At 56.5% G+C, this 22,722-nt stretch carries 15 protein-coding genes; 10 read left to right on the forward strand and 5 right to left on the reverse strand.

Annotation, left to right across the window (positions count from 1 at the left end; all coding sequences use genetic code 11):
- Nucleotides 1-297: 297 nt before the first annotated feature.
- Nucleotides 298-990, forward strand: a complete 693-nt coding sequence (locus AC3Y5R_RS05660; RefSeq protein ID WP_489920505.1) for an amino acid racemase — start codon at nt 298-300, stop codon at nt 988-990.
- Nucleotides 991-1,416: 426 nt separating this feature from the next.
- On the opposite strand, the gene AC3Y5R_RS05665 is transcribed toward AC3Y5R_RS05660, so the two are convergent.
- A complete protein-coding gene (locus AC3Y5R_RS05665) occupies nt 1,417-2,040 on the reverse strand; it encodes a serine protease (RefSeq protein ID WP_158783961.1) in 624 nt (207 codons plus the stop codon).
- Nucleotides 2,041-2,542: 502 nt separating this feature from the next.
- Here AC3Y5R_RS05665 and AC3Y5R_RS05670 point away from each other — a divergent pair.
- Complete coding sequence (locus AC3Y5R_RS05670) at nt 2,543-3,706, forward strand: MFS transporter (RefSeq protein ID WP_489920506.1); 1,164 nt, start codon at nt 2,543-2,545, stop codon at nt 3,704-3,706.
- On the opposite strand, the gene AC3Y5R_RS05675 is transcribed toward AC3Y5R_RS05670, so the two are convergent.
- A complete protein-coding gene (locus AC3Y5R_RS05675; protein WP_489920507.1) occupies nt 3,703-4,623 on the reverse strand; it encodes a LysR family transcriptional regulator in 921 nt (306 codons plus the stop codon). The genes AC3Y5R_RS05670 and AC3Y5R_RS05675 overlap by 4 nt on opposite strands.
- Before the next feature lie 120 nt (nt 4,624-4,743).
- Between AC3Y5R_RS05675 and lysA the strand changes: the two genes are divergently transcribed.
- Complete coding sequence (lysA, locus tag AC3Y5R_RS05680; protein ID WP_489920508.1) at nt 4,744-5,997, forward strand: diaminopimelate decarboxylase; 1,254 nt, start codon at nt 4,744-4,746, stop codon at nt 5,995-5,997.
- A 194-nt stretch (nt 5,998-6,191) separates the two neighbouring features.
- Here lysA and galR read toward each other — a convergent pair whose 3' ends face one another.
- Nucleotides 6,192-7,193 carry an HTH-type transcriptional regulator GalR gene (gene galR / locus AC3Y5R_RS05685; RefSeq protein WP_489920509.1) on the reverse strand — a complete coding sequence of 334 codons (1,002 nt, stop codon included), beginning with the start codon at nt 7,191-7,193 and terminating at the stop codon, nt 6,192-6,194.
- A 204-nt stretch (nt 7,194-7,397) separates the two neighbouring features.
- Here galR and AC3Y5R_RS05690 point away from each other — a divergent pair, with 204 nt between their 5' ends.
- The 3 genes from AC3Y5R_RS05690 (at nt 7,398) to AC3Y5R_RS05700 (ending at nt 15,014) form a co-directional block, all read left to right on the forward strand.
- On the forward strand, nt 7,398-9,665 hold the full coding sequence (locus tag AC3Y5R_RS05690) for a molybdopterin guanine dinucleotide-containing S/N-oxide reductase (protein WP_489920510.1): 2,268 nt from the start codon (nt 7,398-7,400) through the stop codon (nt 9,663-9,665).
- A gap of 410 nt (nt 9,666-10,075) precedes the next feature.
- Complete coding sequence (locus AC3Y5R_RS05695; RefSeq protein WP_489920511.1) at nt 10,076-11,800, forward strand: penicillin-binding transpeptidase domain-containing protein; 1,725 nt, start codon at nt 10,076-10,078, stop codon at nt 11,798-11,800.
- A 397-nt stretch (nt 11,801-12,197) separates the two neighbouring features.
- Nucleotides 12,198-15,014 carry a S8 family peptidase gene (locus AC3Y5R_RS05700; RefSeq protein ID WP_489920512.1) on the forward strand — a complete coding sequence of 939 codons (2,817 nt, stop codon included), beginning with the start codon at nt 12,198-12,200 and terminating at the stop codon, nt 15,012-15,014.
- Between the two features lie 9 nt (nt 15,015-15,023).
- Here AC3Y5R_RS05700 and AC3Y5R_RS05705 read toward each other — a convergent pair whose 3' ends face one another.
- Together AC3Y5R_RS05705 and AC3Y5R_RS05710 are read right to left on the reverse strand one after the other, a co-directional pair.
- Nucleotides 15,024-15,683, reverse strand: coding sequence for a DUF2931 family protein (locus AC3Y5R_RS05705; RefSeq protein ID WP_489920582.1), 660 nt, complete (start codon nt 15,681-15,683; stop codon nt 15,024-15,026).
- Nucleotides 15,683-16,390 carry a DUF8093 domain-containing protein gene (locus tag AC3Y5R_RS05710; protein WP_489920513.1) on the reverse strand — a complete coding sequence of 236 codons (708 nt, stop codon included), beginning with the start codon at nt 16,388-16,390 and terminating at the stop codon, nt 15,683-15,685. The genes AC3Y5R_RS05705 and AC3Y5R_RS05710 overlap by 1 nt, the downstream gene beginning before the upstream one ends.
- Nucleotides 16,391-16,736: 346 nt before the next feature.
- On the opposite strand from AC3Y5R_RS05710, the gene AC3Y5R_RS05715 reads away from it, so the two are divergent.
- The 4 genes from AC3Y5R_RS05715 to AC3Y5R_RS05730 all read left to right on the forward strand — a co-directional run bounded on the left by AC3Y5R_RS05715 (nt 16,737) and on the right by AC3Y5R_RS05730 (nt 22,699).
- On the forward strand, nt 16,737-16,907 hold the full coding sequence (locus tag AC3Y5R_RS05715; RefSeq protein WP_489920514.1) for a toxin-antitoxin system HicB family antitoxin: 171 nt from the start codon (nt 16,737-16,739) through the stop codon (nt 16,905-16,907).
- Nucleotides 16,908-17,032: 125 nt separating this feature from the next.
- On the forward strand, nt 17,033-18,160 hold the full coding sequence (locus AC3Y5R_RS05720) for an efflux RND transporter periplasmic adaptor subunit (RefSeq protein WP_489920515.1): 1,128 nt from the start codon (nt 17,033-17,035) through the stop codon (nt 18,158-18,160).
- A gap of 10 nt (nt 18,161-18,170) precedes the next feature.
- Nucleotides 18,171-21,290, forward strand: coding sequence for an efflux RND transporter permease subunit (locus tag AC3Y5R_RS05725; protein WP_489920516.1), 3,120 nt, complete (start codon nt 18,171-18,173; stop codon nt 21,288-21,290).
- Nucleotides 21,290-22,699, forward strand: coding sequence for an efflux transporter outer membrane subunit (locus AC3Y5R_RS05730; protein WP_489920517.1), 1,410 nt, complete (start codon nt 21,290-21,292; stop codon nt 22,697-22,699). The genes AC3Y5R_RS05725 and AC3Y5R_RS05730 overlap by 1 nt, the downstream gene beginning before the upstream one ends.
- The last annotated feature ends 23 nt before the right edge of the window (nt 22,700-22,722 follow it).

Here is a 22,722-nt window from a genome sequence, read left to right on the forward strand (position 1 = left end):
TCCTTTAATTTCCGTAAAGGAATATCCTGATTATCATCATTTTTTTTACGAAAAAAATTCAGGGAAAGCGGGAGGTTTTAGCGCCGAATGTTCACTATTTCTGCTGAAAGTTGTACAGAGATGATAAGGTTGCATAAGTTATGCTTAACCAATTCTGATCCCGGTGTTCAGGTTTTGTACCTGTACTAATTACCACTAAAGAGGCATTTGTTGCACGAGGCAGGCAAAATAGCGGGTTGTAAATTGGCAAGAGATGCAGAATAGTATTTGCCAGATGAGATAAACAGGTAAAAGGTGATGAAAACGCTGGGACTGATTGGTGGCATGAGTTGCGAATCTACCGTGCCTTATTATCGCCTGATAAATGAAGGGATTAAGCAGCAGTTGGGGGGCCTGCACTCGGCTAAGCTGGTGCTGTACAGTGTGGATTTTCACGAGATTGAAGCCTGCCAGGCCAGCGGCGACTGGCAGAAGGCAGGACAGATGCTGGCAGAGGCGGCGGTGTCGTTGAAAAAGGCTGGCGCAGAAGGCATTGTGCTCTGTACCAACACAATGCATAAAGTGGCCGGTGCCATTGAGGAACAGAGCGGCCTGCCGTTTCTACATATTGCAGACGGTACGGCAGCGGCGATCAAAGAGCATAAGATGAGCCATGTGGCGCTGCTTGGCACCCGCTACACCATGGAGCAGAATTTCTATCGTGGCCGCTTGCTGGCAGAGCACTGTATTGAAACGTTGGTTCCTGGTGAAGCTGAACGGCAGGAAGTGAACCGCATCATTTTTGCAGAGCTTTGCCTTGGTGTCTTCACCGAAGCCTCACGCGCTTACTACCGCCAGGTGGTTGCCGGGCTGGTGGAACAGGGCGCTGAAGGGGTGATCTTTGGCTGTACCGAAATCGGATTGTTGCTAAAGGCCACGGATTGCCCTGTTCCGGTATTCGACACCACTGCTATTCATGCCAGCGCAGCAGTGAAGTTTATGTTGGAATAACACTGAACGCTTTTTATCGGGCCTTTACCGCATCATTTGGATAAAGGCCGGCAGTAAACAAAACTTGATGGACTTCTGATTTTCGGAAGTTAACTTTCTCGGGATTATTTTTTTGCTGGTAGCAGGTTGAACTCAGGCGTAGAACAAAGAGGGAATATTCAGACCACAAGGAGAAAGGAAGGTCGTGGGAATATCATGTCAGAAAAGCGCAGTTCTTCAGGAATGGTGAACTCCTGTTTAAAGCCCGAGATGTTGGTGCCAGAGGGTTTTAAAGCAATCGTTAATAATAATGAGTGTTCAGTCGATTTTACCGGCTACGTTATTGTAAAACGTGAGTTCTGACTCAGCCAGCGTCCTGATTAATGCTGCTCAGGACGCTCTGGTTTGGTTCCTCACTGGGCCACCCCGCGCGAGGTGATCTCCCTGTTACGACTTCACTGCCGCGTCCAGCCACTCTTTAAAGCGGGCATAAGGAACGTACAGAGAGACATCTTTATACAACGTCTTGCCCGTTTTCAGATCGTTAATCCGGTTAGAGTAGCCGACAATAACCCCGCCGACAGAGTCGTCCGAGGCGTTATACACCGCGCCACCGGACATGCCTTTCACCACGCCCGCATCGGAAGCCACCACCACGCAGCTCAGCTTGTTCCACTCATTCTTCAGCCCGGTGTTCACCAGGTTCGTTCCGGTGGATGCCACCGGCATGGCTGATATGAAGCTGTAGCCGTAGAGATTAATTTTGTCGCCGATATGACCGTTACGAAAATGCGGCGGTTGAAAATTATCATTGTGGTGATACACCACCGCCAGATCGCACTCCGGGTGCCAGGATTTGACGCGGTAGAGGGAGAATTTAGCCACATGGGCGGCGGTCAGACTGTATTCTGACGTCAGCGGAATGGTGGTACCCAGCGTACCAATACCCAGCACCGTAGGAATGCCGGTCACGGTCATATCAACCCGTTTTTCCGCCTCGCGGCTGTACTCATATTTTCCTACTGAACAGCCGGCCAGCATCAGGGCCAGCAGGCAAATAGCACATCTCATCTTTGGTCCCCGACAATGGATAGATCAAGCACAGCTCATGAAACGCCCGTTGGATCCTTCATCGAGGTATCGGCTAACATTCAAAAAACTTTACTCTTTTCACTTAACACAAAGCCTGATGCACTCTCCTGTAAATGACAATTTTTCGTGTCTTTGTCAGGCGAATCTAAGATCGTTCTTCGTCCGGACTGTTCAAAAAGTATTATGTAATAAGGTGATAAGGCAAAGTATAGACAATAAAGATTCCGTAAAGATGGCATCTCTGCTGCTTTTATCAGGGAAACCCCTGTTTCGGCAGACTCAAGGGGGGTCTCTGGCCCTGATTGTTGCGTCTCAGGCAATACTCCCTTGCTGTGCGCGGGGTATCAGGCAACGGACAGCTGTGCTTTAATAATATTGTGACGCAGATCAAATAATCCCGGTAGTCACATTTTATCCTTTCTGCCCTGTGCGTTGGCTTTGTCCTGCCGGGGATCTTATTGAAACTTGTGGAGAAAGAGAGATGCCCGTTTCCTTACTGGCGCTGGCACTGAGTGCTTTTGCCATCGGCACCACGGAATTTGTCATTATGGGGCTGCTGCCGGAAGTGGCGGGTGACTTGCAGGTGTCGATCCCTTCCGCAGGCTGGCTGATCAGTGGTTATGCCCTTGGGGTCGCCATCGGGGCGCCAATAATGGCCCTGCTCACCGCGAAGCTGCCGCGTAAGCGCACGCTGATCCTGCTGATGTCGATTTTTATTATTGGCAACGTCCTCTGCGCGCTGGCTTACAGTTATAACCTGCTGATGCTGGCTCGCGTAATCACTGCTCTTTGTCATGGTGCTTTCTTTGGTATCGGCGCAGTGGTGGCTGCCAGCCTGGTTGCGCCTGGCAAACAGGCTTCCGCAGTGGCGCTGATGTTTACCGGCCTGACGCTGGCGAACGTGCTGGGCGTGCCTCTGGGTACCTGGTTCGGCCAGATGTTTGGCTGGCGTGCGACATTCTGGGGCGTGGCGGTTATCGGCATCCTGGCGTTTATCTCGCTGATTGTCAGCCTGCCGACAAATAAAGAAGAGAAGCCAGTCCATCTGGCGAGCGAAATCAGCGCGCTGGGCAACGGCAGGTTATGGCTGTCGCTGCTGATGACGGTGTTTTTTGCCGCCGCGATGTTTGCGTTGTTCAGTTATATTGCGCCGCTGCTGCTGGAGGTGACTGGCATCAGCGATAAAGGCGTGAGCTGGACGCTGTTCCTGATTGGCGGCGGTCTGACGGTTGGGAATATTCTCGGCGGCAAGCTGGCGGACTGGAAAGTCTCCTTCAGCCTGATCCTCAGCTTCTCGCTGATTGCGCTGTTCTCGCTGCTCTTCAGCTGGACCAGCCATGCACTGTGGCTGGCGGAGATCACCCTGTTCCTGTGGGCGATGGCGACCTTTGCTATCGTTCCCGGCCTGCAGATTAACGTGGTGCGCCACGGCAAAGATGCGCCGAATCTGGTCTCCACGCTGAATATTTCCGCTTTCAATATCGGCAATGCTTTTGGTGCCTGGGCGGGTGGTGCAGTGATTAGCGGAGGTTTTGGCCTGACCGCCGTGCCGGTTGTGGCGGCGGTACTGGCCGCTGCCGGGCTGCTGCTGTGTCTGTTTACCTTCCGTCGTTCCGGCGGACAGGCCCAGACCGCCCGCGCCTAACCCAGCAATGCAGCCAGGCGCTGGTTGAACAGGCTGATGTGCTGCTGCAGATGGGCACTGAAGGCCTCGACCAGCGCGGAAGAGGGCCGGTGGCGCGGCCTGATCAGGCTGACGGTAAAAGGCACATCCACGCTGAAGCGTCTGATCACTACACCGCTACCGGCATAGTCCAGCGCCGTTAGCGGATTCACCACCGATACGCCCACGCCTGCCCTGGCCATCGAACACACCGACGCCGCGCTGTGCGTTTCCATCACCATTCTTCGCTGAACGCCCTGCTCGTTGAACAGATTATCCAGCAGCTGGCGATAGCTGTCGGTACGCGACAGGCTGATGTAGTTCTGCCCGCTGAAATCCTGCGGCGTCAGGCAGGTTTTATCTGCCAGCGGATGGCCTTCCGGTAACACGCATACTTCCAGCCCGGTAAACAGTTCGGTGCGTTCTGTTCCTGCTGGTGTCACGTTGGTTTCGGTCAGTCCCAGGTCATAACGCTGGGCCGACAGCCACTCTTCCAGCAGGGGAGATTCCTGAGGAATGATATTCAGGCTGACTTCGGGGTAGCGTTGCAGAAAGGGCTGGCACAGCAGTGGCAGCAGTGACTGGGAGAAAACCGGCAGGCAGGCCACGGAGAGTTCACCCCATTGAAACTGCCGTAGCCCTTCGGCGGCATTGATGATGCGATCAAGTCCGTACCAGGATCGCTGCACCTCTTCAAACAGCCGCAGTCCCTGCACGGTAGGCTGCAGGCGTCCCCGCACCCGATCAAACAATTTAAGTCCGGTCAGCTTTTCGAACCTGGCAAGCTCCCGGCTTACCGTAGGTTGCGAGGTATGCAGCAGCGTGGCGGCTTCCGTCAGGTTGCCGGTGGTGATCACCGCGTGAAAAATTTCGATATGCCGCAGCGTGATGCCTGCCATGATCGATTCCTGTGCCGGGATGCAAAGCCATATCATGGATGAATAGACTTCATTAAAACAGATATTTTTCATCCTGTCCGGGCTGTGGCGTAATAGCGGCATATTCTCAGGAGAAAACTTATGCCACGCCTGCTCACCAATACTGAAACTGCGCTGACGCGCGATAACCTTCTGCCACTGGTGCGCCAGTATGGCGGCCCGATTTGGGCCTATGACGCCAGCATCATCCGCGATCGTATTGCGCAGCTGCAGCAGTTTGACGTGGTGCGTTTCGCGCAGAAAGCCTGTTCAAACATTCATATCCTGCGTCTGATGCATGCAGCCGGAGTGAAAGTGGATTCAGTTTCTCTCGGCGAGATTGAGCGTGCGCTGGTGGCAGGTTTTATACCAGGTGGCGATGAAATCGTTTTTACCGCCGATGTGATCGATCAACCAACGCTGAACCGCATTGCCGAACTGAAGATCCCGGTTAACGCCGGTTCTGTCGATATGCTGCATCAGCTGGGTGAAATCTCCCCCGGCCATCCGGTGTGGCTGCGCGTGAATCCTGGCTTTGGTCATGGGCACAGTCAGAAGACCAACACCGGCGGCGAAAACAGCAAGCACGGTATCTGGCACGGCGATATGGCGCTGGCGCTGGAAGCCATTCAGTGTCACCCGCTCAGGCTGGTCGGCATCCATATGCATATCGGATCGGGTGTGGATTATGCTCATCTGGAGCAGGTGTGTGATGCGATGGTGGATCAGGTGGTCAGTTTCGGCCAGGATCTGCAGGCGATTTCAGCTGGTGGCGGCCTGTCGATCCCTTATCACTTCGGTGAAGAAGCAATCAATACCGACCACTATTTTGGCCTGTGGGACGCTGCGCGCCAGCGTGTTGAGCAGCATCTGGGACATCCGGTTAAACTGGAGATTGAACCCGGTCGCTTCCTGGTGGCTGAGTCCGGCGTGCTGGTTTCACAGGTCCGTGCCGTGAAGCAGATGGGTAGCCGCCACTTCGTGATGGTGGATGCCGGTTTTAACGACCTGATGCGTCCGGCGATGTACGGCAGTTATCACCACATTTCCGCCATGGCGGGCGATGACCGCGAGCTGAACGAGCAGCAAACTCTGGAGAGCGTGGTGGCCGGACCGCTGTGTGAATCCGGCGATGTGTTCACCCAGCAGGAAGGGGGCAAAGTGGAAACGCGCGCGCTGCCTGCGGTGAAAGTGGGCGACTATCTGGTGTTCCACGACACTGGAGCCTACGGCGCATCGATGTCTTCTAACTACAACAGCCGTCCTCTGCTGCCGGAAGTGCTGTTTGAGAACGGTCAGCCGCGTCAGATCCGCCGTGCGCAAACCGTACAGGAACTGCTGGCGCTGGAGAGGTAATCCTGCCGCCCATTTGTTGTCGCAGAGTGAGAGGAAACAGTGAGCTGCCGGTCACTTATGTGGCGCTGGAGGGCGAAAAAGCGGTGGGAACGGTCGGACTGTGCGGACTATTACGAATGCTCTGGCTGGGGCTATATCGGCGTTGCACTGGATTACCCGGATAAGCCAGTGCGGCTCTGTCACAAGTCGCTGAGTTAACCCGGCGACCCCACAGAATGACGGCGCACCAGCGTCGGGCTGAACATATTCGTCACTTCCGGCAGCGGCTGATTATTGGCTAAGGCCAGCGCCAGTTCTGCGGCCTGCTGTGCCATGGTCACGATCGGGTAGCGTACCGTGGTCAGCCGTGGACGGACGTAGCGCGAGACCAGTACATCATCGAAGCCAATCAGCGACATCTCTTCCGGCACCCGCACACCGTTATCGCTCAGTACCGCCAGCGCACCGGCGGCCATTGAATCGTTGTAACAGGCGACGGCGGTAAAAGGCTTACCCCGGCCCAGCAGCTCTGTCATCGCCTGTTCTCCTCCCACTTCATCCGGTTCACCCAGTGCGACCAGACGATCATTGCAGGGCAGATAATGTTCGCGCAGCGCGTCATAATAGCCCAGAAGGCGATCTTCCGCATCCGAAATCGGGTGGGTGGAGCAGATGAACGCGATGTTCTGGTGTCCCTGCTGGATCAGATGGCGGGTAGCCAGCCAGGCCCCGTAGCGGTCATCCAGCGCAATACAGCGCTTCTCAAAGCCCGGCAGCGCCCGGTTGATCAGCACCATGCCGGGAATTTGCTGCATCAGCGGGACTAAATCTTCATCGGGGATCTTCTTGGCGTGCACCACCAGTGCGCCGCAGCGATGGCGGATCAGCTGCTCGATAGCCTGCCGCTCTTTTTGCTCAGTGTGGTAACCGTTACCAATCAGCAAAAAGTTGCCGGTCTCATAGGCCACCTGCTCCACAGCTTTCACCAGAGCGCCAAAAAAAGGGTCGGACACATCGCCCACTACCAGCCCCATAGTTTCGGTGGACTGCTGCGCCAGGGCGCGTGCGTTAGCGTTTGGGTGATACTTCAGCGCTTCCATTGCGCTGTTAACGGCCAGGCGTGAATGCTCACTTGCTTTCGGCGAGTTGTTAATTACGCGGGAGACCGTGGCGACGGAAACTCCGGCGAGCCTGGCAACATCCTTAATGGTAGCCATAGGTCAGGTGCCTTCCTGGGTAAACGTTTACATTGCCTTCAGTGTTGCGGAATTCTCCTGTTACTTCAAGCAGACAGAATGCAAGCGGTGTCGCAAAGCTGGATAAAATCAGCCCGCAACAGCGCCCCGTTTTGTGATTCAAATCTCGTGGCTAAAAATGCTATTCTGGCTTTCACATAACGATAAAACCTGCGGGATCGCCTGATGACTATCATAAAAGTGCCACACCTCGCCCACTGGGGCGCTTTCACCGCCGTGGTGGAAGACGGCAAGCTGCTGCGCTGTGAGCCTTTCTTCGCCGATCAGGATCCGTCGCCGATGCTCAATACCATCCCGGAGCTGGTCTATTCCGATAAGCGTATCCGCAAGCCGATGGTGCGCCGTTCCTGGCTGAAGTCCCGCGAGAAAAGTGACCGCAGGCTGCGCGGCCGGGAAGATTTCGTTGAGGTGGACTGGGAAACCGCGCTGGATCTGGTGGCTGAAGAGAATCGCCGCGTGCGGGATCGCTACGGTGCCTCCGGCATCTTCAACGGTTCATATGGCTGGTCATCGGCAGGCCGTGTTAATCATGCCCGCACTCTGGTCCGCCGTTTCTACTTTACCGGCGGTGGCGGCGTTGATCAGTTGGGCAACTACAGCTGGGGCGCAGCGCAGTTCTTCCTGCCCTACGTTATCGGCACCTACATGCCGCTCACTGGTCGCGTCACCGACTGGCCGGACGTGGTTGAGCACTGTGAGATCTTTGTCGCCTTTGGCGGCCTGGCACTGAAAAACAGCCAGGTGGCTTCCGGTGGAGCAGGGCAGCACAGCCTTAAACCTGCGCTGCAGGCACTGGCAGCGAAAGGCACGCCGGTGATTAACATCAGCCCGATGCGCGATGACTGCCCGGAGTTTGTGAACGCGGAGTGGATCCCGATCCGCCCGAATACCGACGTGGCACTGATGCTGGCGCTGGGTTTTGAAATTGAGCGCCTCGGCGCGGTGGATAACGCATTCCTCGCCTCCCACTGCGTGGGTTATCCGCAGCTGCGCAGCTATCTGCTGGGAGAAACGGACGGCACGCCTAAAACGCCGGCATGGGCCAGCGACATCACCGGCATACCGGCACCGCGTATTGAGCAACTGGCGAAACAGCTGGTGGGCAAACGCAGCTTTATCACCTGTTCTTATTCCGTGCAGCGCGCGCATCGTGGTGAGCAACCTTACTGGATGATGATTGCGCTCTCGTCGATGCTTGGTCAGCCTGGCCTGCCTGGAGCCGGTTTCTCCTTTGGCCACGGCTCGATGAACAGCGTGGGCAATCCCCGTACTGAAGGCCCGGCCCCGCTGATGTCCACCGGCGTCAACCCGATTGCTGACCGCGCCATTCCGGTGGCCCGTATCAGCGATATGCTGCTGCATCCCGGCGAACCGTACGCTTTTCAGGGGCAGACGCAGACCTATCCGGATATCCATTTGATCCACTGGGCGGGTGGCAATCCTTTCCACCATCATCAACAGCTGAACCGGCTGGTCGAGGGCTGGCAGAAGCCGGACACGGTGATCGTGCAGGATATCGTCTGGACCCCGGCGGCGCAGATGGCCGATATTGTGCTGCCAGTGACCACCACGCTGGAGCGTAACGATATTGGCGGCTCCTCCCGCGACCGCTTCGTGCTGGCGATGCATCAGGCAATCAGGCCGCAGCATCTGGCGCGCAACGATTTTGATATTTTTGCCGACCTGGCCGAGCGTCTGGGCTACCGGGAAACCTTCACTGAAAACCGCAATGAAATGCAGTGGATTGAGCATCTTTATCATCAGTGTGCTGAGGCGCATCAGCTTAAAGGGATCAGCTGGCCAGATTTTCAGGTCTTCTGGAAAGAGGGCTATGCGGAAGTGCCTGAGGGGGGCAAGCCCTTCATTTTTATGGAAGAGTTCCGTCACGACCCGCTTGCCAACCCGATTAAAACCGCCAGCGGCAAAATCGAGCTGTTCAGCGAGACCATCGCTGGCTACCGGCTGGATGATTTCGCGCCACACCCGGAATGGCAGCCGCCGAAAGAGTGGCTGGGAGCTGAAATCAGCCAGCGCTTCCCACTGCATATGATCTCGATCCAGCCGGGCGATCGTTTGCACAGCCAGATGGACGCCACGCCATCGGTGCAGGCAAATAAAACCGCCGGGCATGAAACGCTGTGGATGCATCCGGACGATGCGCGGTCGCGCGGGATCAACGACGGTGATGTGATTGACGTCAGTAACGAACGTGGCCGGATGCTGGCGGGGGTGCGGCTGACAGCAGGCGTCAGCCCCAGCGTGGTACTGATCTCCACCGGAGCCTGGTTTGATCCGGGCTTCGGTAAAGCCTGGCAGCCTTATGACCGCGCGGGTAATCCAAACGTCCTGACGCTGGATATCGGCACCTCCTCGCTGACTCAGGGACCGAATGCAATGAGTTGCCTGGTGGAGATCAAGCTGGCTGCGGGGTAGTTTCTCCCTGACACTCAGCGGACCTGTTTTCCGCCGTTAGGGGGTTGTGACCCAAAGGTTGCAAAACTGCATAAGAATCACATAGGTGGTTACATTTTGCGTGTAACTGTTGCGAATCCTGGCTGGCGGGGGAGTCGGCCAGATTGCTACAGTTTACGTCCCAGAGGTATTGATGGGTGAACATCAAAAAGTATTTATGCTTTGTTTCACCGACCTGCGCAGATGCGCAGGTTTTTTTTGTCTGAACTCCGCAAAAATCACAATAACTTCCTGAATATTCGGAATAAATCGGTGTGCATAATCTGCGCGCTGCGGCACAATCACAGGCTGAAACACAGTTTCCCTGTTCTCATGACGGCATTTTTTGTATAACTCCCGGTCAGTTACCCTGACCAGCTAGTAGAAGACCGATGCCCCGCTTAAAGAAATTATTGGCAAAAGACCCGGCTAAAACGCCTTTCAATCCTGTCCGCTTCCGTCTGATCTGCCTCGGCGTGTTTGGCTGTCTGGTTTTACTGTTAGCCTGGGTGGGCGACGTTCAGCTGATCAACCACCCCATGTTGGAAAAGCAGGCGGATGAACGTTCCCTGCGCACGGTGGCGATCCCGACCAACCGTGGCACTCTGCTGGATCGTAACGGTGAGGCGCTGGCCCTGAGCGTGCCTTCGCGCGATATCATCGCTGACCCACAGCGCGTGCTGGAAGCGCACCCTGATTTCACCAGTGCAAAATGGGAGTATCTGGCTAACGCGCTGGATCAACGTCCTGAACAGATTGCCCAACAGATCAATGCTAACCCAAATCGCCGCTTCCTGTATCTTGGCCGCAAGATTGAGCTGGGGATCTCCAAAGACATCGCCCAGCTGCACCTGGCCGGCATTACCACCGTTTATGATGACAGCCGTTTCTACCCAATGAGTGAGGCTACCGCACCGCTGATCGGTATCGTCGGAGCGGATAACAACGGGCTGAACGGCCTGGAAAAAGGCTTTGATAAAGTTCTGCAGGGGACTCCGGGCGTGGAGAAATACCGCCAGGATGCTCACGGCAATATTGTGGCGATGATCAACTATGAGCCGCCGCGTCAGCCGCCAACCGTGCAGCTCAGCATCGACAAGTTCGATCAGTACACCATGTACAGCAAGCTGCGCGACGGCGTGCTGCTGAACAAAGCCGATTCCGGTGCCGCAGTGCTGATCAAGATCGACACCGGCGAGATTTTAGGGATGGCTTCCTATCCGTCGTTTAACCCCAATAATTTCAGCGATGTCTCCCCGGCACAGATGCGTAACGCTGCCATCAATGACAGCTACGAACCGGGATCAACCGTTAAGCCGCTGGTGGTGATGGAAGGGCTGATCCGCAAGCTGGTTCGTCCGGATTCGGTGCTGGATACCACGCCGTATCAGGTTAACGGCCACCTGATCCGTGACGTTGGCCACTGGCCTCGTCTGACCATGACCGGCATCCTGCAGAAATCGAGCGACATCGGCGTGTCACACATTGCGCTGGCGATGCCTGCGGAAGTGCTGGTTAACACTTTCCGCTCCTTCGGGCTGGGCAGGCCAACCGGGCTGGGGCTGACCGGTGAAAGCGTGGGCTACTTCCCGCTGCACCGTGAGCGCTGGGCAGATATCGAACGCGCTACCTTCTCGTTCGGTTATGGCCTGCGCGTGACGCCGCTGCAGATTGCCCGTGAATACGCCACGCTGGGATCGTTCGGGGTTTACCGGCCGTTGTCGATCACCAAGGTGACGCCGCCGGTAATGGGAACAAGAGTGGCCGACGAAGATACGGTCCGCTCAGTAGTGCATATGATGGAGAGTGATGCACTGCCTGGCGGTAGTGGGGTGCGTGCGGCAGTGCCGGGCTATCGTCTGGCGATTAAAACCGGTACGGCGGAGAAAATGGGCACCAGTGGCAAATACGATGGCGGTTACATCAACTACACCGCAGGTGTGGCCCCGGCGAGTAATCCGCAGGTGGCTTTGGTCATTATGATCAACCACCCAACCGCTGGCGATCACTTCGGTGGCTCGGTTGCCGCGCCGGTCTTCGGCAACATTATTGGTCCGGTTCTTAAGCATATGAACGTGGCACCGGACGCGCTCTACGCTACTCACAGCGGCTCATAATTTACTGCCGGAAAAGGCCGGTAAACAAAGCGGCAAAGGTTTTACAGCTGGTAGCATTTTCGCTAACTCCGTTGCGTTTTGCTGCTGGCAGGCCGGGTACTCACCTGCGAGGATGGAAGTCCCAGAGGTATTGATTGGTGACAATGCAATCTGCTCCCGGCAGATTTACACCCTGTTCAGTTGCACCAACCCACGCGGATGCGTGGGTTTTTTTTAGCCCAAATTCCCGCTCTGTCAAAAAACTTTAACGCATAAATACCTCTGCGAAACCCCAGCTGTTCCTGCGATTAGAAACGGTCCGACCAGATAACTTATTTGTATCCCATGCAGTAATCACAACTGACTGTATTCCGGCATGGATACCGTTATTTGCCGCTATGCGGTTAAAGAGGCTCCCGTGCAAATTATAAGACCTGCTTATGTGTTCTCCGCCACACCTTCGCTCTCGATACTGGCCGTACTGATAAGTACCCTGCTGCTGAATGGCTGTGGCGGTGGGGGTGGCGGTGGGGGAGGAGGCAGTAGTGAAACAGTGGTTCCCGCCCCCACGCCTGCTCCAACACCCAGTACGCCTGTGGCGAGGTCCAGCAAGGTTAAAGTCGGGATCGTTGACTCCGGTCTGGCCGCAGATCGTTCAGAATTCAATTATGCCGATATCCATTTCACTTCGTCCCTGGCGGGTGCCAGTCAGACCCTGAATGATAATCAGGGACACTCGGGACACGGCACCGTCGTCGCCCTGACCCTGGCCGGACTGGCAGAAGGCTCCTTCACCGGTGGCGTTGCGCCGGACAGTGAGTTATGGATAGCTCAGGCCTCCAGTAATAATCTTTTTTACTACACGGACACACAGAAGGCGATCAACGGCCTGCTGAGTAACGGGGTTAAGATTATCAATATGTCATACGCTTCTGACGAGCGTCTGACTACATCAGCCGAACTGGCAAGCGCTGGTCAGAGCGGGCGTTACGATGCGCTTCGCGACAGCCTGAGTAGCATCGTCAACGCTAACGCGCTGGGCGTGGTGGTGACGGGGAATAATGGCACCTCCACGCCTTCTCCTAATGCCCAGGTGCCGTTGATTTATAACGATGCCAGCCTGCAAAAAGGGCTGATTGCCGTCACCGGTTATCTGCCGGGTTACACCGTGGCACAGGGCAGCCGTCCTCCTGAACTGTATGTATTTGATGCCTGCGGCGATGTCGCAGCCTGGTGCCTTGCTGCTCCGGGCTATGCCGACTACCTGCAGGATGACGGCACTCTTGCACGTAAGTACGGTACTTCCTTTTCTGCACCTCGCGTGGCCGGAGCCGCATCGAGAGTGTCGGCGCAATTCCCATGGATGACCGGTTATAACCTCCAGCAAACCCTGTTAACCACGGCGGATTATCACAGTGATGCTGTGGCAGGCGTCGCCTCCGACAGCGCGAATGGTCGCCCCTATAACGACACATTTGGCTGGGGGAACGTCAATGTTGACAGGGCTCTGAACGGTCCGGGGATGTTTTACGGCGATGATTTCACCGCTGCGCTCTCCGCCGGAAATTACATCTTCTCCAACAATATCAGCGGTAATGGTGGCCTGATTGTCTCCGGTGCCAGCGATGCAGGCGGCGTGCTGACGCTGACCGGTAACAACACCTATACCGGAGCGACCAGAGTGCAGAGCAATAGCCTGTATATTGATGGTTCGGTGGCCAGTGACGTGCAGGTGACCGGCAGCGGCGTGCTGGCAGGCAAAGGTAACATTGGCGGCAATCTGAGTAATCAGGGCTCGGTGGTCACCACTTCGGCGGGTGCCCTGCATGTGGTGGGCAGCTATCAGCAAAGTGCTGACGGTACGCTGCGGGTGACGCTCTCCCAGCCGCTCACGGTCGCTGGCCCGGCAACGCTGAACGGTGCATTGCAGGTCACTCTGCCCTCTAATACCTATATTGTGCAGACCAGCGAGTCTCTTTTGCAGAGTGGGCAGGGGATCAGCGGACAGTTTGCCAGCGTGGATACCGGCGTGTTCCTGCAGGGTTCGGTCGACTACAGCGCAAACAGTGTGAACGGGCATTTCCAGCGGGTTAATACGGTTCAGGCTGCTCAGGCTGCGGGCCTCAGCGGGGCGACCCTGAAGAGTGCGGCCAACGTTGAGCAAGCATTTCAGGTTGCGGACAGTTACTCGACCCAGGCAGGGCGCTCGGCGCAACAGGAAGATCTGCTGCAAAACGCCGCCGCTTTACAACAAATTGGCAGCAGTGCCGCTGCGCGTGCCGCGCTGGACTCGCTCTCCGGTCAGGCTCATGCCAGCGGCAATGCCATCCTTTTCAACAGCCTGGATTACCAGAACCAGTTGCTGGGCAACCGTCTGGATCCCGCGCAGCAGAAGCCTTATGGCCTCTGGGCGGAAACCGGCACGTTACACGGCGATTTACAGCAGGATGGCTATCTGGGCAGCCACTATCGCATCAACACCACCGCAATCGGGCTGGACAGCAGTTTCGATATAACAGGTCTGCGACTGGGTGCAGCCATTACGGACAGCCAGATCCGAGCGGATTATGACGGCAGCGGCGGCAACAGCACCAACAGCCTGCAGGGGCTGATGCTTTACGGTCAGTACGCCGTAACGCCAGCCTGGATCTGGCAGGCCAATCTGAGCTATCAGCATGGTGACACTCAGCTTTACCGGGTGCTGCTGGTGGATGGCGTGCAGGCTACTTCAGCAGAAACCCGCAATGACAGCTGGCAGGGCCTGATCAAAACCGGTTACCGCTGGTCGCTGAACGACCGGCTGACGCTGGAGCCTTACGCAGGGATGAAGCTGAGCCAGCTCTATACCGGCGGCTTCAGCGACGAAGGCAGTGCGCTGGGATTACAGGGCGACAGCGCCCGTTACAGCCGGACGGTCGGGCTGGCCGGCCTGAACCTGAGCGCCCCCCTGTTTACAGTACAGCAGTGGTGGTCGATGCTGTCGGTCTACGGAGAATATCAGCACGCTTTCACCAACCCATCGCTGGATGTGAATGCTAAATGGGTGGGGACAGGATCGGATGGACAAAGCTTCGCCATCCCAGGCATGACCCTCGATCGGGACTCGCAGTGGTACGGCTTGCGGCTGGATATCGGCAAAGCCAAAGACGCCCGACTTTTCCTGCGGATGGATAAGCATATTGCCGACCGGGGCGACGAATCCGTGTTCCGGGGGGGTGTGGATATCGCGTTTTAAATTCATGATTTACCAACTGCCGTACGGGTAGGTTTTGCCTTTAATAAAGTCGCTGGTGCTCTTCAGGTAGTGGTAACCTTTCGAAAAGCGGGTTACCCCCTTGCAGACGTCCAGCTTATCCCCGGAGACAGTTTTCAGGTCAACTACCGGGACCGGGTAATTGGGGTAATTGCCCACGTCCTTTAACCAGACGCGAACTGTACCTCCCGGAGCCAGTCCGATCAGAAGAGTGTCATACCATACTGTCGATCCTGATCGGGACTTATGGTCGGCTGGCGTCATCATTTTCTGCCACACCGACGGCGGAAACCACAGGCTGGTTTCATACACCTTTTTATCAATGATTGAGTCCCAGCAGAACACCATATACTGTGGCGGGTACTCCGCCTGATTGTAATGGATGGAGCCACTTCGGCTACTTTCATTCCAGCTACTCACGACATTTGGATCGTCATGCGTGCCGTCGAGCGTATTAAAGCTGAGCAGATAGCCCCGTGTGTCGGCGATGGCGGTGTAAGTCACCAGCGCGGGCAGTGCTTTGGGGGTAAAAAAGGCAAACCCCCATTTGCCATACGGCAGCGTATAGTCAGCTTTGTAAAACGGTGAGGTTTTGGGCTGCCCCTGACAGCCGCTCAGCATCAGCATCAGCGCGATGGTGCGTTTTATCATCACTGTTTTTTTCCTTCCATGTTATAAACCGTACGGCACCAGCGTTCGTCGGGGCGATGGGGGAAGCCCCGCGTTTCCGACGGCGATAATCCTCCCTGAATGCTGCCCGCCGCGTCCGTTAGCCGCGCATTCCAGTGCGCGGAGCAGTGAAGGTAGTCCGCAATCAGGTCGCTTTCTGCCGCGCTGAAGCCGCTCGTCTTCTGCCCCTGACGGGCAGCAGGGACAACCTCTTCCGGTTCTGCCGCTCGCAGCCGGACTTCAACGCGGGTGGGCCGGGGTTTGCCGCCGGAGTGCCGGTAATCGCGACGGCTGACCGATCGCTGATATTCGTTCAGTATCCTCTCTGCTCCCGATGGAGCAAATGCGGAAGGATCGCGACAAATCAGCTGGCCCTGCTCATCAATATAAAAAAGTCCGGCGGGGCTATAAAAGTTTGTCAGCATCACCACCCTGCCCGATTTCACCATCTCTTTCATGCGGGCTTCTTCCTGTGGCCCGTATCGGCGGGGCTGATGAGGATTAGCAACAGAAGGGCACTCAACCATATTCACCGGGCGAAACCCGCGGTTATGGCTGTCGTCAAATTCATACTTTTCCTGAATGCGGGACCAGGCCAGAGAGGGAGAGATAATGCGTTCGTACTCTTCGGGCGCGAGGTTGTCTTTAGGCAGATACCAGAGGTCATTTCCCGGCAGGCTGAGGCTCATCGTCCACTCCTTTGGCGATAAAATCAGCGCTTATCGTATTTTTACTGTCCAGCTGAATGTTGATTTTAATTAATAAAAGATCAGACCAATGGAGGCTGGTACTGAAAATGTGCGCGATCCCGCACACTGGTCGATCGGGCGCCTTCTGGCATTATGGTCAGAACACTCCAAAAATACTCACAACTCTTAACTAATTTTTTGCATTTCATAAACATCCATATCAGCAACGGCAGGGTATGGTGTGGACGTCACCGTCTGACACCGCATTCCGTTGGGCAGTGCCAGCCCCTTACTGTGTTGGTAGCGCTGAAAGGGGCGTTTTTTTCGCTTACCGGACTGGACGCCTATGGCCAAACTCAAAGACAGAACGCCGAAATTGGGTGGCCGATCGACCGCTTTTCAACTGCGTATTCACCCCGGGCTGCATGACCAGCTGAGAACCCTCACTGACCACGATAACGTCACGCTCTCTTGCTGGCTGAATTGCCTCGTTTCAGCACGAAGTGCTTACCGGTAGCGTTTCGACAAATAACTTAGCGGAAACTTAACATTTTCATCATTTAGGCCCTCATATAATTGTTCTCTTTTATGAGAATGATCACTCTCATTACTATTCTTTTTTCCTTATATTGAGAATTTACCATGCGCCTACAGATCCTCCCGGTGAGCCTGATTTTCCTGCTGGCCGCCTGTGACCAGACTTCCACGCCCGGTGCCGGCAATCAGCCTGCATCCGTCGGGGTAACCACCTTACGCAGCGAGCCCGTCACGCTCTTTACTCAGTTGCCAGGACGTACCACTGCCGTGCGGACGGCCGAAGTTCGCCCGCAGGTCAGCGGTATCATTCTCAAGCGGCTGTTTACCGAAGGCGGCGAAGTGAAGGCTGGCGAGCCGCTGTATCAGATCGACCCGGCCAGTTACCAGGCGGCCTATGACAAGGCCGAAGCCACGCTGACCAATGCCAGCAAGCTGGCCCAGCGCTACAAACCGCTGGCCGCCGCTCATGCCATCAGCGGGCAGACCTATGACGATGCGGTCGCCTCGGCGCGGGAGGCACAGGCCGATATGGAAACGGCACGGGTCAATCTCAACTACACCAAAGTACGTGCGCCAATCTCTGGCCATATTGGTCGCTCACTTTCAACTGAAGGGGCGCTGGTCACCAACGGACAGACCAGCTATCTGACCACCATCCAGCAGCTTGACCCGATCTATGTGGACGTCAGCGAATCCTCGCAGGATTTGCTGCGTCAGCGTCGCGCGCTGGCTGATGGCAAGCTGCAGGCCGTGGGTGACAACGCTGCAGCGGTGAAGTTGCAGTTGGAAGACGGCTCGACCTACCCGCAGCAGGGCAAGCTGGAATTCTCTGAAGTCACTGTGGATCAGGGGACTGGCAGCGTCACCATGCGTGCCTCGTTCCCGAACCCGAACCGCGTACTGCTGCCGGGTATGTTCGTCCACGCCAGCTTCCCACAGGGCGTCGCCGACCAGGGCATTCTCGTGCCGCAGGAAGCGATCATGCATGACACCAAAGGCAAGCCTTACGTCTACCTGGTTAACGCGGACAGCACCGTGGTTCAGCAGACCATCACCACCGGTGAAATGATCAACGGGAAATGGCTGGTGACTTCCGGGTTGAAAACCGGAGATCGGGTAGTGGTGGACGGGCTGCAAAACGTCAAGGGCGGCAGCAAGGTCAGTGCGACCGAAAGTCAGCCCAAAGCCGCTCCGCAGGCCAATCTGACCACCACCGATCCTTCAGCGCAGTAGAGGAAATCTGATGTCTAAATTCTTCATTGAGCGCCCCATCTTTGCGTGGGTGGTGGCGATCATTGTGATGCTGGTCGGAGGCTTGTCGATCCTCAAGCTGCCGATTAACCAGTATCCCAACATTGCCCCTCCGGCGATCTCGGTCCAGGTGACCTATCCGGGTGCCAGCGCCGAAACCACGCAGAACACCGTGGTGCAGGTGATTGAGCAGCAGCTGAGCGGCATTGATAACATGCGCTATATCGAATCGCAGAGTAACAGCGACGGCAGCGCCACCATCATTGTTACTTTCGATCAGGGCACCGATCCGGATATTGCCCAGGTTCAGGTACAGAACAAGGTGTCGCTGGCGGAATCGCAATTGCCGACCGAAGTGACCGGGCAGGGGATTAACGTCCGTAAATATCAGGCCAACTTTATGCTGGTAGTCAGCCTGATCGCCAACAACGGCAAGATGAGCAACGGCGACCTTGCGGACCTGCTGGTCTCCAAACTGGAAGATCCGATCTCGCGCACCAAAGGCGTCGGCGACTTCCTGGTGCTGGGCTCGGAATACGGCATGCGTATCTGGATCGATCCGGCGAAACTTTATAAATATCAGCTGATCCCGAGTGATGTTTCCACCGCCATTAACCAGCAGAACGTGCAGATCTCCAGTGGGAAACTGGCGGGCCTGCCGACTATTCCTGGTGCCAAATACAGTGCGACGATAATCGGTAAAACGCGCCTGCAGTCGGTGAAAGAGTTTGAAAACATTCTGCTGAAAGTGAATCCGGATGGCTCACAGGTGCGTCTGAAAGACGTGGCGAAAGTGGATCTGGGGCCGCAGGACTACAGCATCTCGGCCACCTATAACGGCAAACCGTCTGCCGGTATCGCTCTGCGTCTGGCCAGTGGAGCTAACGTACTGGATGCGATCAACGCGGTACGCACCACCGTGGACGGTATTAAATCTTCACTGCCGGAAGGCGTGCAGGTGACCTTCCCTTACGACACCTCTCCGGTGGTCAGCGCATCGATCGAAGAAGTGGTGAAAACCCTGTTCGAAGCGATTGCTCTGGTGTTCCTGGTGATGCTGGTATTCCTGCAGAATCTGCGGGCCACGCTGATCACCACCATGGTGGTGCCGGTGGTACTGCTGGGCACCTTCGGGATCCTTTCGGCCTGCGGCTACACCATCAACACCCTGACGATGTTTGGGATGGTGCTGGCGATAGGCTTGCTGGTGGATGATGCCATCGTGGTGGTGGAAAACGTCGAGCGTGTGATGCACGACGAGGGGCTGGATCCTAAAGCCGCCACGATAAAATCCATGGAGCAGATTCAGGGGGCGTTGTTTGGGATCGCACTGGTGCTGTCCGCCGTGCTGCTGCCGATGGCCTTCTTCAGCGGTTCGACGGGCGTCATCTACCGCCAGTTCTCCATTACTATCGTCTCGGCGATGGCGCTCTCGGTGCTGATGGCACTGATCTTCACTCCGGCCCTGTGCGCCACCCTCCTCAAACCTGGCTCGGCGGAGCACAAAACTAAAGGCATGGCCGGCTGGTTTAACCGTAAGTTCGATGCCGGGACGCTGCACTACACCAACAGCGTGGGAACGGTGATCTCCAAACGTAACCTGTTTTTGGTGATCTATCTGGTGCTGGTCGGCGTGACCGGTTATCTGTTCACCCGCGTGCCGACCTCGTTCCTGCCGGATGAGGACCAGGGCGTGATGATGATGCAGACCACGCTGCCTGCCAACGCTTCCTCTGAGCGCACGCAGCAGGTGCTGGATGACATTCAGTCCTGGCTGCTGAAGAACGAGCCGGAAGTCAGTTCGGTGTTCTCACCAAACGGCTTCAGCTTCTCAGGCCGGGGTGAAAACACCGCCATGTCGTTTGTGCTGCTGAAGCCGTGGGACCAGCGCAACAGCAATCAGACGGTGCAGAAGCTGGCGCAGCGTACCATGGCCCACTTTTCCACGCTGAAAGACGCCAAAGTCTTTGCGCTGGTGCCTCCTGCGGTACTGGAACTGGGTAACGCAACCGGTTTCGACTTCTTCCTGCAGGACACCAATAACCAGGGGCATGCGGCGCTGATGGCGGCCCGTAATCAGTTCCTCGGTATGGCCGCGCAGGACAAACGCCTGACGGCAACCCGTCCGAACGGCATGGAAGATGAGCCGCAGTATCACCTGATCATCGACGATGAGCGCGCCCGAGCGCTGGGGCTGAGCCTGGAAGACATCAACGACACGCTCTCCACGGCGTGGGGTTCCAGCTATGTGAACCAGTTCATCTACAACGGCCGCGTGAAGAAGGTCTATCTGCAGGGCAATGCCGGTTCCCGCGTGACGCCGGAAGATCTGAACAAATGGTACTTCCGTAACTCGAGCGGCGATATGGTGCCGTTCTCCGCCTTCGGCAGCGGCAAGTGGGAATACGGTTCGCCGCGCTATGAACGCTTTAACGGCGTCTCGGCGGTGGAAATCATGGGTTCTCCGGCGCAGGGCTACAGCTCGGGTGAAGCGGTACAGGCGGTGAATGAGATTGCCGCTAAGCTGCCGAAAGGCTTCAAGGTTCAGTGGCACGGCCTGTCGTATGAAGAGCAGACCTCCGGTTCACAAACCCCGGCGCTGTACTCCATCTCGATTCTGGTGGTATTCCTGTGCCTGGCTGCGCTGTATGAGAGTTGGTCGATTCCGTTCTCGGTAATCCTGGTGGTGCCGCTGGGGGTACTCGGGACGATCCTTGCCGTGCTGATGCGCGGGCTGGAAAACGATGTGTTCTTCCAGGTGGGGCTGCTGACCACCGTCGGGCTGGCGGCGAAAAACGCCATCCTGATTGTTGAATTCGCCAAAGAGCTGCATGAGAGAGAGGGCAAGGGGCTGGTGGAGGCTGCCATGGAAGCCGCAAGACTGCGTATCCGTCCGATCATCATGACCTCAATGGCCTTCGTGCTGGGCGTGGTGCCGCTGACCATTTCTCATGGTGCGGGCGCGGGCAGCCAGCACTCAATCGGTACGGCAGTGGTCGGCGGGATGATTACCGCCACCTTCCTCGCCATCTTCTTTGTGCCGATGTTTTACGTTGTGGTGGCCCAGCGCTTCTCCGGCAAGAAAAAAACAAAAACTGAGGTGAAAGACTAATGCACAAGACTCATTCACTGGCACTGCTGCCGCTGGCAATGATGCTGGTTCTGAGCGGCTGTACCATGGAGCCGAAATATCAGCGTCCTGCGTTGCCGGTGGCGGCGCACTATGACCAGCAGGGGAAGGAGACGGCGGGCAATGGTGCGGATATCAGCTGGCAGAATTTCTTCACCGATCCGGTGATGCACAAGCTGATTGCCATGTCGCTTGCGAATAACCGTGACCTGCGGGTGGCGGCGCTGAACGTCGATGTGGCTCGTTCACAGGTGCAGATTGACCGGGCAGCATTGCTGCCTTCCATCAGCGCCAGCGGCTCGGAAACGGCCGCTCATATTCCTGGCAACCTGTATAACACTGCTTCGACCGGCCCGATCACCTACCATGAGTTCAACACCAGCCTCGGCGTCAGTGCCTGGGAGCTGGACTTCTTTGGCCGTTTGCGCAGCCTGCGCGATCAGGCTCTGGAGAGTTATCTGGCTACAGCAGCCACTCAGCGGGCGACGCAAATCAGCCTGATCTCCGAAGTGGCTTCCAGCTACCTGTCGCTGTGTGCCGATAACGAGCTGCTGAAGCTGGCGCAGGACACGGTGAAGAGCCAGCAGGACTCTTACAACCTGACCAAACGCAGCTTCGATGGCGGCGTCAGCAGCGAGCAGGATCTGGTGCAGGCAGAGACCTCTGTGCGCACCGCACAGGCCGATGTGGCAACCTACACCCGCCAGGTACGGCAGGATGTCGATGCATTGGCCCTGCTGGTCGGCACCAACCTGCCTGCGGATATACTGGCCAACGCGAAGCTGGATAAAGAGTGGCATTTCCCGGCGACGCCAGCCGGGTTGCCGTCCGATTTGCTGACCCGCCGCCCGGATATTATTGCTGCAGAGCATACCCTGCAAGCAGCCAACGCCAACATTGGCGCGGCGCGTGCGGCATTCTTCCCAAGTATCAGCCTGACGGCCTCCGGCGGTTCAACCTCCAGCAGCCTGGGCCATTTGCTGGAAGGCGGTACCGCAGCCTGGTCATTTGGGCCAGTTATCAATCTGCCCATCTTTGACGGTGGCGTGAACTCGGCTAATCTTGATATCGCTCACCTGCAGAAACGCATTGAAATTGCTGACTATGAGAAGTCGATTCAGACCGCGTTCAAAGAAGTGGGTGATGCGCTGGCCGGTCAGGATACCTATAAGGATGAGCTAACCGCGCGCCTGCAGGATGAACAGGCAAACCAGAAGAACTACGACTTTGCCCATATCCGCTATCAGGAGGGAGTGGACAATTATCTGAATGTGCTGGTGGCGCAGCGATCGCTGTATGCCGCACAGCAGTCGCTCATAACCACTCAGTTAGGGCAGCTGAACCAGCAAATAACACTGTATAAAGCGCTGGGTGGTGGATGGAAATCATGATTGGCAGACAATGATTAACGAAA

It is taken from the genome of Erwinia sp. 009765445 (genome assembly GCF_058137865.1).